13 protein-coding genes are annotated in these 14928 nt (G+C 54.2%); 4 read left to right on the top strand and 9 right to left on the bottom strand.

What is annotated here, in order from left to right:
* Window positions 1–32: 32 nt before the first annotated feature.
* The 5 genes from BR83_RS0100080 to BR83_RS0100105 form a co-directional block, all read right to left on the bottom strand.
* On the bottom strand, window positions 33–386 hold the full coding sequence (locus BR83_RS0100080) for a helix-turn-helix domain-containing protein (protein WP_027355360.1): 354 nt from the start codon (window positions 384–386) through the stop codon (window positions 33–35).
* 158 nt (window positions 387–544) lie between these two features.
* Complete coding sequence (locus tag BR83_RS14585; protein ID WP_278244190.1) at window positions 545–1051, bottom strand: DUF6431 domain-containing protein; 507 nt, start codon at window positions 1049–1051, stop codon at window positions 545–547.
* Between the two features lie 488 nt (window positions 1052–1539).
* A complete protein-coding gene (locus tag BR83_RS16235) occupies window positions 1540–4329 on the bottom strand; it encodes a CHASE4 domain-containing protein (RefSeq protein WP_051617693.1) in 2790 nt (929 codons plus the stop codon).
* Between the two features lie 368 nt (window positions 4330–4697).
* A complete protein-coding gene (locus BR83_RS0100100; RefSeq protein WP_027355361.1) occupies window positions 4698–5084 on the bottom strand; it encodes a type II toxin-antitoxin system VapC family toxin in 387 nt (128 codons plus the stop codon).
* Window positions 5081–5317, bottom strand: a complete 237-nt coding sequence (locus tag BR83_RS0100105; protein WP_027355362.1) for a type II toxin-antitoxin system Phd/YefM family antitoxin — start codon at window positions 5315–5317, stop codon at window positions 5081–5083. The genes BR83_RS0100100 and BR83_RS0100105 overlap by 4 nt, the downstream gene beginning before the upstream one ends.
* Before the next feature lie 269 nt (window positions 5318–5586).
* Between BR83_RS0100105 and BR83_RS0100115 the strand changes: the two genes are divergently transcribed.
* Together BR83_RS0100115 and BR83_RS14595 are read left to right on the top strand one after the other, a co-directional pair.
* Window positions 5587–5826 (top strand): DUF6364 family protein, encoded by a 240-nt coding sequence (locus tag BR83_RS0100115; RefSeq protein ID WP_027355363.1) that lies wholly within the window; start codon window positions 5587–5589, stop codon window positions 5824–5826.
* Entirely contained in the window at window positions 5816–6313 is a 498-nt protein-coding gene (locus BR83_RS14595; protein WP_051617694.1) for a PIN domain-containing protein, read from the top strand. Before BR83_RS0100115 ends, BR83_RS14595 begins: the two co-directional genes overlap by 11 nt.
* Before the next feature lie 22 nt (window positions 6314–6335).
* Here BR83_RS14595 and BR83_RS0100125 read toward each other — a convergent pair whose 3' ends face one another.
* The 3 genes from BR83_RS0100125 to BR83_RS0100135 all read right to left on the bottom strand — a co-directional run bounded on the left by BR83_RS0100125 (window position 6336) and on the right by BR83_RS0100135 (window position 12482).
* A complete protein-coding gene (locus tag BR83_RS0100125; protein ID WP_027355364.1) occupies window positions 6336–9791 on the bottom strand; it encodes an AAA domain-containing protein in 3456 nt (1151 codons plus the stop codon).
* Window positions 9792–10192: 401 nt separating this feature from the next.
* Complete coding sequence (locus BR83_RS0100130; protein ID WP_051617695.1) at window positions 10193–11254, bottom strand: helix-turn-helix transcriptional regulator; 1062 nt, start codon at window positions 11252–11254, stop codon at window positions 10193–10195.
* 286 nt (window positions 11255–11540) lie between these two features.
* Window positions 11541–12482, bottom strand: a complete 942-nt coding sequence (locus BR83_RS0100135; RefSeq protein ID WP_027355366.1) for a 3'-5' exoribonuclease YhaM family protein — start codon at window positions 12480–12482, stop codon at window positions 11541–11543.
* Between the two features lie 177 nt (window positions 12483–12659).
* Between BR83_RS0100135 and BR83_RS0100140 the strand changes: the two genes are divergently transcribed.
* On the top strand, window positions 12660–12905 hold the full coding sequence (locus BR83_RS0100140; RefSeq protein WP_051617696.1) for a hypothetical protein: 246 nt from the start codon (window positions 12660–12662) through the stop codon (window positions 12903–12905).
* On the opposite strand, the gene BR83_RS0100145 is transcribed toward BR83_RS0100140, so the two are convergent.
* Window positions 12880–14034 carry a hypothetical protein gene (locus BR83_RS0100145; protein WP_027355368.1) on the bottom strand — a complete coding sequence of 385 codons (1155 nt, stop codon included), beginning with the start codon at window positions 14032–14034 and terminating at the stop codon, window positions 12880–12882. The two genes, BR83_RS0100140 and BR83_RS0100145, sit on opposite strands and share 26 nt — an antisense overlap.
* 348 nt (window positions 14035–14382) lie before the next feature.
* Here BR83_RS0100145 and BR83_RS0100155 point away from each other — a divergent pair, with 348 nt between their 5' ends.
* On the top strand, window positions 14383–14856 hold the full coding sequence (locus BR83_RS0100155) for a bifunctional nuclease family protein (RefSeq protein WP_027355370.1): 474 nt from the start codon (window positions 14383–14385) through the stop codon (window positions 14854–14856).
* Window positions 14857–14928: the final 72 nt, after the last annotated feature.

The following is a 14928-nucleotide window of genomic DNA, read 5'->3' on the forward strand; positions in this document are numbered from 1 at the left end:
TGTTACCTACTGAAATTTTACACGGCCGGGGGCTAAATAGCGTCTTTGACCAGTTCCTCATAAAGCAGGGTGCCGAAAAGACGGGGATTGGCTGCCTTCTTTTCCCGGATTTTCTGGGCCATTTCTTCAGTTATCCGGCGGCTTTTACCCCGGTCCGAACGGTACCCGGGCTTTAAACCCTCCAGTCCGTGCCGCCGGTAAAGGTACAGCCACCACATGAAACTCTTTATGGAATAGCGCCTGGGACCGTAGTGGGGCATTTCAATTGGCCGGGCCGCCAGGTTTTTAAAATATTCCGTTTGGTTCTGTACCTGGCCGTTTAATACCGGTGCGATTAAAGAAAATTTCTTCAGGGCAATGGTTTCCCTTTCCTGGTCGGTGAGCATAAACTACCAGTCCTCCCTGTTACATTTTCTGGGAGGCTCTAAGCGCTTAAAGCCCTTTGACGCGTCACCAGCATAATAACACTTTCTCCGGTCGGCCCCAAGAAAAAAGGTTTGTTGGTGGTATCATGAACAGATTCCGGGTACTCTAAAGGTTCCTTTTATGCTAAAATATTGTGCAAAGGAGCCATAAAAGAGTACCCACATTGGGCATAAAACCTGCTGGAGAAGGTCTGGATCTGGGGAAATCCAGCTGCCACAATGTGCAGTACCTTTCTGGCTCCTTCTTTTTTGTCCGGGCTGTCCTGTGGAAGGCTGACCCTGGGGAGAAGCTGGCACAGGCCCACTTTAATGTTGTTTAAGTTGGCTAAAAACCGCCTCACGTAAAATTGCAGATGGCTTGCTTCCCAGTACAGGTTCTCGAACAATTTTTTCAGCAGATTTAAACACTCGGAAAATGAGTGGTGGGAAACCAGAGCATGCCAAAGGGTACTAAAGATTATCTCGACTGTGTACTGGAAGTACGGCAGGCAGAATGAAGGCAGATACGAGATGGTGGTCCGGCAGTGTTTGCAATAGTAGCGGCGGATGAGAATCCGGCCACAGAAATTTGCCGCGATGACGTTGCGTTGATAAAAACCGTGTTTTTGAGGGGGTGCCTTGACCAGACAACCGGGGTTGGGGCATGAGGTGGGTTAGGGAAAATGAAAATCTTTGCCCAGGCGGGCGTATTCTTCCGGCGGTACAGGCGTGTAAAATATCTGCTGCATGGCGGTCACTTCCAGCAAATATTCTACCTGTTCCACAGCCGGAAGAAAAGGGGTCAGTCACTGGTTGTCATATTCTGGTGAATAGACGGACTGACTGACCTGAAATACCAGCACAATTTGCGAAGCAGTTGCAGATTATTCTGGTATCGGAAATAGTTGCAGATTGTTTAGTCTGCGAAAAAGGGCAGGGGTTGGGCTAAATTAAAGTGAGAATTGACGCCCAGAAGTTCCGCGAGGCGCTTCTGGCTCAAGCCCAATTTGGCCCGCAGTCGCCTGATCCGGTCCGGATAATCAAAAGGGATATACTCCACTCTCGCCCCCCCATTTTCATCCAGCAAAGGATTCTCTTGCTAAGAGCATACAGGATCGCGTGGCTTATGTCAAGGCTATATCAAGTGCGATAGGGAAACAAAGACATCAACCAAGTGCGGGTCGAAATGGCTTCCCGCGCACTTTTTAAGCTCTGCTATCGCCTCTTCTTTGCTCCTGGGCTTTAGGTACGGCCGCCCGCCGGTCATGGCGTCAAAGGCATCGGCAATGGACAGGATGCGGCATTCCACCGGTATCTCTTCTCCTCTCAGCCCCAGGGGGTATCCCTTCCCGTCCCACCTTTCGTGGTGCTTGAGAATCAAGTCCGCCACCCCGGCGAGGTCGGGGGAGGACAGGGCGATGCGGTAGCCCTTTTCGGGGTGCTGGCGCATGACCTCCCATTCTTCCTCTGTAAGCGGGCCTTTCTTGAATAAAATGCTGTCCGGCACGGCAACCTTGCCCAGGTCATGGACCTGGGCCAAAAGGGCCAAGTCTGCCATCTGCCGGAGAGAAAGTCCCAGTTTCTCGCCCATTTTAAGGCACATTTCTTTCAGCCTTTCGGCGTGCCCCGCGGCGAGGTAATCCTTTTCTTTGAGGGCTGCCAGCAGGGCGCCCACGATCTGGTTTCGCGCGCCGGCCCTGTGCATAAGCTTATGGCGGTACATGAGGTCGTCGGCCTTCTTGAAGGTGTCTTCGAGGGATTCGTCCCCGCTCCGGCACGTGGCAAAGCCTGTAGATACGTGCAGGGGCAGCTCGGGGTGTTCCTTGTTGTACTCACCGATCCGGGAGCGTATCCGGTACACAATATCTTCCCCGGTTTTTTCATCCGTTCCCGGCAGAAGGGCGGCGAATTCATCGCCCCCTATGCGGGCCAGGATATCGGAACGGCGCAGGGAATTTCTCAAAACATCTGCACAGGCCTTCAACATTTCATCGCCTCTGGCGTGACCCAGGGTATCGTTGACCAGTTTAAGGCCGTCCAGATCGGCCACCAGGATGGTTATCGGGTATTCCCGGCTGAAAGATAAGCGCCTGAGCTCTTCCTGGAAAAAGGCCCGGTTGTAAAGGCCTGTCAATGGGTCGTGCAGGCTCAGGTATTTCAACTGTTCTTCGTAGCGCCTGCGCTCGGTGATATCCAGGGCTGCTTCCACGGTCCCTATCACGTTTCCCTTTTCGTCCTTAACGGGGGAGGCAGTAATACTCCACAGGCGGCCGTCCGGCGAAGCCACCTCCCCCGCGCATACCCGGCCGGTCTCCATAGCCTGCACCACCGGGCACCCCTGACAGGGATCGCTCCTGCCGTGCCATATTTCGTGGCATTTCGCTCCAAAAAGATCTCCGGGGCTCCTGCCGACGGATTGGCCGGCCGCGCGGTTGGCCCAGATGATCTGCATGTCCCGGTCTATAAATATAACCAGCTCCGTAAGGCTGTCGAGAATCAGGGATTTTTCTGCCATCAACCGCTGCAGCTCTTCTTCCAGAATCCTGCGCGGGGTGATGTCGGTCAAAAAATGCAGGGTGGCGGGCTGCCCCTCCCATTCGACCACCACGGAGTTTGTTTCCGCCCACTTGATACTCCCGTCCCTGGCTATTATCCTGAAGGGAAATGCGTATAAGATGCATTTATTCTCCAGCAATTTCCTGTAATGTTCCCATACCGCCTCCCTGTCTTCCGGGTGGATGAAGTCAAGGAAATGTCTGGAGACAAGCTCTTCCGTTGTGTAGCCTGTATGGACCGCAGCCGCCCGGTTGGCAAATTTGACCACACCCTCCTGAACCACCACAACGGCTTCGGCGGCGTTTTCCACCACCGCCCTGTATTTCTTTTCCTTGTCGCTTATCTCCCGCCGGTATTCCTCCAGCCTGTCCAGCATTTTGCCGATTTCAGCGGAAAGAAGGGCAAGCTCATCCCTTCCCCCCAGAACCGGGAACCCGGAGGAAAGGGGAAACTGGTAGCCCGTGCTGGTTACGGCAGCGGTAAGCTTTGCCAGCCGGGATACGACAGCACGGTTCAGCCAGAACAGAGCCAGGCCGCAGCACATGATCGCCGCCAGCGCCAGGTAGAGGCTGAAGGCCTTTTCGGCGGACTGGAACACCCTGGCAGCGCGCCTGTCCGAGTTAACCTGGAGGATTAAAGCGGTTTTTCCCTGCAGGTCTTTAACTACGGTAAAGCCGGCGCTTTCCCCAGGGGAAATTATCCTGGCGTAGCAGGCCTCCCCGTTCTCTAAAGAGCCCGCCGGCTGCAGGTCGCGGAAGTCCACGGCCCCCGGCGGGTGAAGGGTGAGGGGCAGGCGGGTAATCTTCGAGAGCTCTTTTAAATGCTTATCATTTAAGATACGGCCGAAAATCAGGGTTCCCCGGGCAGGCCCGGTGTCATCGCTTTTTAAAACGGGCCTGGCGGCCACCAGCACCGGCCCTTCCGGCGTCACCACCAGCCCTTTAAGACCGCCTGCTTCCTGGCGGACCGGAAGAACAATCTCCCGGGGTACGGGGATATCTTTCCCCTCTTCCGGATCGTATCCCCTGGCGTATACTGTCTCTCCTCCGGTGTTTATAATCACTGCGTAGTTGATCTTAAGAACCTCAAAGGTGCTGTCGACCAGGTTCTTTTTTATGTATTCCTTGTTTCTTTCTTTCACAAATATATACGTATCATCCCATGCAGCCCAATCTTCGGTATATTTATCCAACTCCGCCATTTCCCTTTCCAGGGCCTGCAGGGCCCGCTCAATATTCTGCTTAAGATCATCTCTTTCCAGCTCAGCTACAATGTTATTTGCGATCACATGAGAAACCGCGAAAAAAACAAGGGCAAGAATGGCAAAGGCGGCGCAGAGAGTGAGAACTATCCTGGTTTTTAAGGACATCCCGGTATCTCCCCCAGGTCCTGGCCGGCAGCCGGGTTCCCGTCACCGCATGAAGGTAAAGCGGCGAGCTCTCGGTGCAGCGGGGGGTATATTCCCCGGCATGTTCGGTTTTATTACTTTACCAAATTAAATGCCGTTACCAATAAAGCTTCAATATCTGGGGAAATTCGACACTTTAGCTCGATTACCTACCAGTCAGGGAAATTTTTTACCTCTTCGCCAGATCGCGTGAGCAAACATCTGTTCCCAGTTTATTGTTGTAGCGGAAGGGCAAAAATCCTCAAATTTGGAGTAACAAAAAAGCCCCGGCAAAAATTCTTACCGGTGCTACTGGTTCTCTGACCAGGATACAGCGGACTTTAAGCCTTTCACCAAATAACCTCTACCGGGTAACTGGCAATTTTGGGATCCGCAGTTATAATGGGCAGATTTTCTAACTGAGCCTGGGCAATCAGAAGGCGGTCAAAAGGGTCCCGATGGAAATCCGGGAGGGTATAAACGTGGAGGGCGTGGCGCATCGAAACAGCCAGGGGTTCAATGGCATTTACGGCAAGTTGTTCGAGAATGAAGGGTTCCGGGTTATCCGGCAAAGAGAGCTTGCCGAGCCTGGCCTTAATAGCCATTTCCCAACCGCTGGCAGCACTGAGGTACAGCTTATTTTCTCCACTGCTAATGATTTTCCGGGCTCGCGGGGACAACTGAGGATCGTCGGTAATCCACCACAAGAAAACGTGGGTGTCCAGCAGCGCTCTCATTTTTCAAACGCCTCTAAAATATTCTCGGGAAGTGGCTCATTAAAATCTGTGCTGATACCGACTCTCCCTTTTGCGCTGCCGGGAACGCGCCGGGCCGGCCGCTCCGTTACTGGAACCAGACGGGCTACTGGCTTGCCGGCTTTTGCAATTACAACCTCCTCGCCCTCTTTTACCCGCGCCAAAAGCCTGGAAAAATGGGTTTTTGCCTCATGAATATTCACCTGCACCGGCATCCGGATTCACCTCCGTTACCGGTAGTATAGACTAAGTTATAGACTAAGTCAATATTGCCTTCGGCCCTCTTCGCTTACCAGCCGCGGTTTTTCTTCCTCCAGGGATAAGCTCTGAATAATACTCATAGCACCAAATAACGGCCCGTTTTCTAATTTGGTGCCGGTGCAAAAAGGGTTTATAATCTGCCGCCTGATCAAGAAAATTATGCCGGACGACTTGATTTATCACGCAAATAGGTGATACACTCAGTTACGTGGAGGTGGAGCATGTGGAGTACCAGAATGTTACCCTTTCGCTACCTAAGGAAGTGCTACGCCGGGCGAAACATATCGCTATTGAGCGGGGGACCTCGCTCTCCGGTCTTCTCACCCACCTGCTCGAGGAACTCACGCGCAGGGAAGACGAGTACCGCAGGGCAAAGGAGTACCACCTAGCCATGCTGGACGAGTTTGACCTGGCGACGAAGGGAAACGCCACGTGGACCAGGGGCGATCTCCATGACCGGTAAAAATGGCGACCGGCAGTTTGTGGATACCAACGTGCTGGTTTATGCCCACGATACCTCGGCCGGGGAAAAGCACGCCCGGGCTAAAGCTCTGGTCGCAGAACTCTGGCAATCGGGCAACGGCTGCCTCAGCGTGCAGGTATTGCAGGAATTCTACGTGACGGTAACGCAAAAGGTCCGCAAGCCGCTTGCGCCGGAAACGGCATCACGGATCATTAAGTATCTGTCGAACTGGCGCGTGCATACGCCGGATGCCTGCGACGTGCTGGAGGCCATCCGGATTCAACAGAGGTACGCCATATCCTTTTGGGACGCGATGATTATTCGCAGCGCTGAGGCACTGGATTGCAGAGTGATCTGGTCCGAAGACCTGAGCCCCGGGCAGTATTATGGCAAGGTGAAGGTCGCAAATCCTTTTTCATGCGGCGACGATCACAACCGAAGCGGCCAGAAAACCTATTTTTCCAGGTACCTCCGGGGGACTCGATAAGTTAACTCGATAAGTTAATAAGTTAAGTGCCTGGCACCACTGCTGGACCTCGGCCCACCCCATATGGGCTGATTTGCTTATCGTCGCCAACGATGACGACTTTTTTAGCCCGGAAAAGGGCCAGAATGCCCAAAGAATCCATCTGGCTGCTTTCATCTATGATGACCACGTCGAAAGGTTCGTTTAAGGGGTGAAAGCTTTCCACCACCCGGTTTAGCGGCATGACCCACACCGGTACGGCGGCGCGAGCCTTTTCCATCTCCCTCTGCGCCAGCGCGCGGTAACGACCGGCATATTTCCCGGTGCCCTTTCCGATTCTCCGGACATAGTCCTTCCAGGCAACAAGGCTTCTGCGCTGCTCTTCCGTTACGCGCCCGGCGAGAGTGAGCCAGGTAGAAAGAGCCACCAGCTCTGCCACGAGCTTCCCTTCCCTTTGGAGAAGCTCATCGAGCCTCCTCGAAAGCTCCCGGGGGTCCTCTGCATGCATCTTTTTGAGGTAAGTTTCGGCTTTGCGCCACTCCCAGGCCTCGACGACGTTTTCCGGCGGTTTTAAGGGGCTGCCCTTCCCGCCTTGAAGCACGACCGTTTCGGCCCACTTCGGGGCTACTTCAGCGAGGCGGGACTTCAACGACTGCAGCTCAGCTTCCATCTTGTGTACTTCGTTCAAATGCTGGATGCGCCGGACCGCTCCGTCCCACCGATCCCATTCCCCGGCTTCCAGGAATTCGCTTAATTCGTTCCACAGGCCAGAAGCGCCCGGCCGCGCTCCTCCATCCTTCAAGTACCGGTGGACTTCTTCAATTTTGGTTTTCAGATGGTCAAGCTTAAGCCTTTTCTCAATGAAGGCCAGGCGATCTGCAATTTCCCGGACTGTGTCCGGGGTAACTGTACAGGGTACGGCCAGGCCAAGCCTCTGGATCTCTTCCGCCAGCGGTGCCCATAACTTTTCCTTCCAATCGAAAACGTTTTTAATGATACGGACGTACCCGTCTATTTCGGCGGGAAGTCGAGATCCCTTCGCGACGAGTTCCGGTCCGCCCACCGCAACTATTTCATTCTGCCAGCGGGTGTGTAGCTTTTTTACCAACTGGCAACGTTCCACTTCTTTTAAAACGAGCCTAACTTCTTTAACGGAAGAGATCTTCATGCCGTCCACCAGACAGTTTTCCATTAAATATTTGAATCGGGGCTTTAAAATTTTAGTCAACATGCTGACCTTTTTTCCCCGCACCAGATGTGTTTCAAGTTCCTCCAGTTCGCTCTTCAGAAGTGTTATATGCCGGTCTCCAGGAAGTTCTATCCTGTGCTCGCTCACGACCTGCGAAAGAGAAATTAAAGTATCGCGCACCTCTTCCAACCAGGAGGTGAATTTTTCCCAAATCTCACTTCTCGCCCCGCCGCTCAGTACGTCTTGAAATACCGCCTGCAGCCATTCCTCCCTGAAATACTCCCGCGCCCCGGCCTCGGCCCTCATCGCCTCCTCCCGAACCCGCTCCACGACGTTAATTTCCAACTGCACCGGCGGTTCCCAGCCGGAAAGGATCTCTCTGCTTCCGGCGAGCTGCTTCTGAAGATGATGAATCTCCTCAACCAGTACCCTCAATTCCTTCCCCGGCGGCAGTAACCCGGGGTCGGGAAGAATCTGCCCGGCCTGAACACATTCTTCTCTGTCGAGTACGCCTGCCAATTCGTAAAACCTGGCAATTTCCCGAAGGGTCAGGGGCAGAACGGCGCCTTCAGGAAGGTCGTCGGGGATCCACCCCAGGCGGGATTCATTTTCCTTCACCCATCTGGCTAACTCCCCTGGCGTGTATTCCCGCCCGCTCAGGTTGTAGCTCTTGTTTTCACGCATGGCGACGTCCCGGATTTTCTTGCGGAGGGTGGCAATCCCTTCGCGGACGTCCCGCAGATTTTGCCGGAGCAGTTTAATCCCCTTCTCCGCCTCGTCCTTATCGAGAGTGGTCACTTTTTCGGACATTACCCGGACGGCTTCCTCGAGTTCAGCAAGCGAACCGCTGTCGTCGGCCAAAACGGTCACGCACAAGGGCCGCAGTTCCTCCGGAAACATCTCCCGCAGCACCCTCAGGGGTCGTTCCGCCTTAGCTGTGATCAGCACGCGCTTCCCCTGCGCCAGAAGGTGGCAGGTCAGGTTGACAATGGTGTGGCTCTTACCGGTGCCGGGCGGCCCCTGTACCGTTACACCGGTCTGGCGCGCCAGGCGCGTGGCGATCTCCCCCTGTTCTTTGTTTGCCGGAAGGGGAAAAAGCAGCTCCTCGCCTTCTTCCCTGTCGAACTCAGTGCCTGCTTCTACGACGGGCGATTCGTCCGTAACGATGCCCGCCACCGGGGGCGGTACATCGTGCCCTTTTCGCAGTGCGTCCAGAATGGTTTCCAGGTCCCGGCGGTAACCCGGCCTTTTGGGCCGGACGAAAATGACCGGTTCGTGGGCGATGCACGGCCTTTCTTCGGGCTTCATATTATTCCGGTCAAAGAGAACTTTTCCTTCGGGGCTAATCAGGTTGACGAATCTTTCGTAAAAGGCGGCGGTTCTTTCAAGGTCCCACGGGTTGACAAATTCACCGCGCAGGGCGGCAAATTTTTCCCGATCCGCAATGGAAAGGTCCAATCCTTCCAGAAACCAGGTTTCCGGCACTGTGGGGACCCTGCCCAGGATGGTCGTAGCCGGAGTAACTGCGATCACCCCGGCTCTTTCGTCGAACTCGACGGTCAGCCGGGTGGTCAAAACGGGGTGCCGGATCCGTTCTTTCCCCAACCGCAGGTAGAACATCCCGTGACCCCAGACCAGTTCCAGGTTTTCCTGCTCGAGGTCAAGCCGCTGTTTCAAGAGAAAAAGTTGGTTATAAAGATTCTGCACCTTCTTTTTGGGCGCCGCTTCCCTCGACCAGGGCTCCCATTCTTCTTTCAGCCATTTCTGCCAGCGGCGCATCCTTTGGGGATTGTCGTCGAACTTTTCTTCCGAAGCATTCTCGTTAAGCTGCTCGTCAGTTTTAAGAGGTTCAAACAAACTGTTTTTTTCCGCAAATCTTTTCTTTATCTGCCTTACTTCCGGAGGCTTAAAGGGATCTTTCCAGGTACCCTCCAGCCATTCGGATATCTCTGGGGGAGGATTTGGGGGATCGGGGATCCTTTGTTTTTTTACGGTGAGCCAGGCCCCTTCGGGTGCTCCTTCCGAAAAAAGGCGGCACCCCTCGCCCTCCGGCAAGTCTCTTTCCCAGCGGACAATCTCGTACTTTTCAATTTCTCTTACCGGTCTTTCCAAACAGTAGGCCCTGAGTAAAAACTCAACGAGATTGCAGGCCTTTGCCGGTAAGGCGTTTGTGGCTGGATTACTGAAAAGGTCTTCGCTCCGGATGTTTTCAAGTTTTTCAATAACCTTTTTAGAAGGCAATTCTCCTCCGGCATCAGCAATTACCTTCAGCAAAGGAAGCTTTATGCTTTCCTCGGTTGGAATGGCCATCTATGCATCTCCCTTCTTTATCTTTAGACTTTCTCAACGTTTTTAAAGAAGAGGGTCTTTCTGCACTTACATCCTATAATCCAGTACGCCCACTTTTTCCGGATCAGCCCGGTTAAAAATTCTCTCTTCTGCTGTCACCAGGGGGTAAAGTGGAAGGCGTCGAAGCGGTACATTCCTTCTTCCTTCATAGCCTGCCAGAAGTATTTAACTACCCCCCCCGAAATTTAAATCCTATCTTAAAATCTATACATCAAATTGTAAGGGGGAAGGGATGACATATGTGTGTCGGAGCAAAAAAGTTTTTTCTCATCCTCGCCGCCGCCGGTAATTAAACGCCGGATACTTCGAGTCACTCGTCCGCACACTGTCAAAGCTGGATACGGAACACCAGACCTGGCGATTTAAACGTCGGGTTGATCATTCACTCCCTCTTTTTGGTAAACGTTCGCGACCCTCTCTGCCAGGGCGCGCACTTCTTCCCGCAACCACGCCGGCTCCAGCACCTCCACCATATCTCCCCACTGGAAGAGCCAGCCCACCATCTCGGCGATGCCGCAGACCTCGAAGGAAACAAGGGCGGACCCGTCGGACAATTCTTCTTCGATTTTCTGGGAAGGGTGATAGAGTACATTTTTCACCCGGTGAGCCACCCGTTTGTTAAATTTAAGCAAAACCCGGCAAACTTTTCCGTCGTTGATCACGCCCCAGCTCGAGGCCATGTAGCCGGAGAGGGAGAAATCCGCGGGGTATTCAAAGCGTTCGGTGGTATAGGGAAAAATGTCTTTGATCTGGTCAATCCTAAAGACCCGGATGTCGTTTCTTTTCAGGCAGCGGCCGACCAGGTACCAGTTCTGGTGCTTGCAGATCAGGCCGTAGGGCTCCACCACCCGTTTGGTCTCTTCCCCGCTATGGGTGGTGTAGTACCAGATTTTGACCCGGTGGGAGTCCTTGATGGCCTGCACGAGCGCGTTAAAGAGGCCGCCCACCTTCTCCGGTTCGGCCAGGGCCTCTTCCACGATGTGGATGCGTTTCTGGAGCTTTTCTACCGCCAGTTCTTTGGGGTCGTAGTGGTACTTGAAGAGGGTGGAAACGAGGGCGTCTTTGATTTCGTTGAGGTGGCCGGAGAGGGCGGAGCCCTTTTGCTGGAGCAGGCTCAAAAAAATGACCGTCGCGGTCTGGGGGCTCAAACCGGGCAGGTAGCCGGCCTTTATGCCCACGCGCACGGTTTTGCCGGTCTCCTGGCGGACCAGGGGAACGCGCAGGTAGTTTTCGATGGTGCTTAAGTCCCGGTAAATTTGGCGCTCGCTCACTTCAAACTTTTCGGCCAGTTCCTTGACGGTGACGCCGCCGTAAGGAGTCTTTTTGTTGAGCCAGTCGATGATCATGTTCAGCCGCAGGCCCCGCGTGGCGTCTTTTTTTGTTCTACCCGGCACGACGGACACTCCCGGCAGATATTTTTTCATCTGCTGCCAAAATCCCGTAAGCAAAAGAAGGTTGGCTGGTTCATTTCTTTACGTAATTTCGTTGGAATGCTACAATTTTCCTGCCGGGAGGAATTACTATTTTGCTAATGTTCCAAATTAAGATCGGCCCGGTAAGGCGACAAAAAAGAGTTAATGAAGGCTGTTTCTGGTTAGCAGGGAGGCGAACTTTTGTCCCGGGGCCAGGGTTTCTTCAAACCGCGCCAGCTCTTCAGCCAATTCCGGGGTATTGCCTCACCGTACTCAAAAGTACCTGTTTAACCCTGCCTCACCGGCAGTAAACGCACCGGTCCAGCCCCTTCACCCAGCCCGTCCAGGGGGCGTCCTTATCCTCCCTGCCGGCGGCGGCGCGGGAAAACATGTCCGCTTGAGCATCCAGCAGGTCGAGCTGGTGCAGGAGAGCCGCTTCCAAAAACTTGGGCCGTTTGGGCGACTGCCACTCGTAGCGCCCGTGGTGGCTGATGATCATGTGCAATAGCTTTAAGCGCAGGTCTTCCGGAAAGTCCGGCACCCTGGTTATATAGCGGTCCAGGAGCAGTGCTCCGGAAACGATGTGCCCTAAAAGCCGCCCTTCGTCGGTCTGCTCTATGGCGCCGCGGCAGCGGTATTCATACACCTTGCCGATATCGTGCAGGAGCGCCCCGGCCACCAAAAGGTCCCGGTCGGCCTGGGGGTAGCCTTTGGCGATACCGTCCGCGGCGGCAGCCACGCCGACGCTGTGGACCAGCAGCCCGCCCAGCAGGGCGTGGTGGTACTGAGCTGCGGCTGGGGCCAGGCAGAAGGCTTGATAAAAATCCGGATCAGAAAAAAGAAGGGAGAGCAGTGCTTTTAAGTATGTATTGGTTAATGAATCAATCAATTGTTGGAGCTTTACTCTGGCTTCCTCCAACCCTTCAGCGGAAGGGATGAACCTTGCCGGGTCAATTTGACCATTCTCTTTAACGATGGAATCGATGCGCAGCTGCACCACCCCGTTGTACGCCACGGCCTGGGCCTCCACGGCAACGATATCCCCCACTTTCAGCCGGGCTCCGGCCTCCTCGGCCCCTTCCCAAAGCCGCCCCTCCACTTCGCCGGTTCGGTCGACAAGCGTCACCGCCAAAAAATGCCCCGGGGCCTCCCGGTAGGGAAGGAGCCTTTTTGACTTCAGTGCGAAGACCCCGCGCACGTTCAGCCCGGGGCGAATCTGTTCAACCAGCAGTTCAGCCATTTTGACCCCCCTCTACAGTCGAGCCCTCCGTCTCCTGCCCGGCCTGCTCAGCGGGCATCTGCTCGTCTCCCGGTCAGCATTGTACCGGGTGGTCGTGACATATCTCTGTCAATCAAATTGACATCTGCACCATACATAGACAAGGCTATAATGGAAAAGCTAACATGGGAGGTATAAATGGAGATGGCAGATATCACCATTCACCTGGAACCGGTTATCAATGAGCAGGAAATAGCCCGTCTGCAATCCGCTTTAAACGATCTGGGCGAAGGCGATGAGCTCAACATCGTTATGGAAGCTGCTGACGCCCACCAGGCCGACCGGGTTACGGAAATCCTGGAGGCAGGTGGTTTTGACTACCAGCCCCGGGGCAGCCATGACGGGAGGCTCTACCAGATCACTGCCCGCCGGAAGACGAAGTAAGGGAATTCAACTCTTTCCACCTCTGCAGCTCCTGTACTGTTTCCCGGGGCCGGCCCAGCCAGAGGGCCAGGGACAGAAGAACCAGGAGGGTACCGCAGACCAGGGGAAAATACCGGACCGGTCCGGCCAGGAATCCCCTCCCGGCAGCCATTGCCGCGCCGTAGAAGCCCAGCCCGGGGATCATCACCCCGTAGTTGCCGGCGCCCAGCTCCACCACCATACCGGCTAAGGCCAGAAGCCCGCCTGCCCCTACAAGCCAGGGCGACAGGTCCAGCAGGGGAACCAGAACCTCCCCTGCCCCACCCAGGCAGATGACGTACCGCCCGCAGCGGGCCAGCGGTTTGAACCAGGCATACCTTTCCATATACAGGGCATAAAAATCAGCCAGGAGGAAAAATACCTCCCGCCAGGCCTTAAGCTTCTGCTGCCAGTTGAGAGTGGGGGTAATTACGGGCAACGAATCCAGGGGGTGTTTCCGCCCGGGGTAAAGGTAGCCCAGAAATTCAGGTACCAGGGCCAGACCCGTAACAGCAACAGCCACCGGCCACGATAGGTCAGCACCTCCGCCAAAATATTCTAGAATATATAACACCAGCAGATAGGTGACGGCAAAGAGCAGGCTGTGCAATAGGCGCCGGAAAGCCGCCCAGAGGGGCAAAAAGCAAAGCCAGAGCAGGGGAGTGATGATCACCCATATCTCACCGGCCCCCGAGCCCCAGACAAACAGACCGGTAAGGAAAGCCCATGCCAGGGTCGTCACCCAGGCCAGGGGTGTATGATAATATGTAGCAAAAAAATATACTCCCGAGAACAGGTGGTAGGCAGCAAAAACGGCAGCGGCCAGTATTACAGCTTCCAGGGCCTTTTTAAAAATAAACAATTCTTTAAGTCCGGAAATGATGGCCGCAACGGCCAGGGCTCCCAGACAGAAGCCTGCCCAAAAGTAAACCTGCCGGACACGTCCTGCCCGCCAGGATATATAGAACCCCAGGAGCAAGAGTATGATTGACTGGTAAAACACTTGCCCGGCCAGAACAACTACAGCGGCTGTGGTCATCCCTTCCCCCAGGAACGCGGCAGGTGAAACGGCCCCCCGGGGCCGGTGTAAAGATTCCCTTTGGTTAGACACATTGTGCACCTCCACATTTTATAATTCGACAGATGGATTTTAATCCCTGCCCTGCCATTGGAACAGCGCTACCTAAAGGCTACTTTTTAAAACTTCAACAATTAAAGGCAGGAACCCCAGCGAAAATAGCGAAAAATTATTTTTACAATTTATATCTAACCGGTCTGGCAGGCTGGCCGGTCAACCATTTTCTGAAGCGAAATTAAAAAATTCCGGGTGGAAAATACGCCGGTCCGGTTCAAAAACTGCCCCGGATATTTTAAAGTTAATAAGTTAATGATAAAATAACAGTAAGTCCCCGAACAGGTTAGGCGGTTCACCCGGTCAAGCGATACGGAGGTGGGAACGGTGATCCGTGTCAATGTAAAGGGAATTGCCTATGATATGTCGGGCAATCCCATTATCCTGCTGACCGATCAGGAGGAAGAAAGGGTACTACCCATCTGGGTAGGGTTGCTGGAAGCCCATTCTATCGCCGTAGCCCTGGGACAAATAGCCGTACCCCGTCCCTTGACCCACGATCTGTTCAAGTCCGCCTGTGAAGCCATGGGTGCCCGTATCTCACAGGTTGTCATTACCGACCTGAAAGACAGCACTTTTTACGCGGAAGTCCACCTGGCGCTGCCGGAACACGGTCTGGTGCTGGACGCCCGGCCCAGCGATGCGGTGGCCCTGGCCCTGCGGGCAGCGGCACCGGTATACGTTACCGATAAGCTCACGGAACATATGCTTTCAGTAAAGGACCTTTTTGACGAGGAAACCCGGGCCGAGCTAGAAAAAATATTCGAACTTGCCAGGGAATATAAAAAATCCCTGCACTAGGCAGGCGACGCACTGCACCTCCCCTTCAAAGGGGAGGTTTACTTTTTTATTTATATATGCACAGGAGATTAG

Origin of the sequence: Desulfofundulus thermocisternus DSM 10259, assembly GCF_000686645.1 — a bacterium.
GTDB classification, from domain to species: Bacteria; Bacillota; Desulfotomaculia; order Desulfotomaculales; family Desulfovirgulaceae; genus Desulfofundulus; species Desulfofundulus australicus.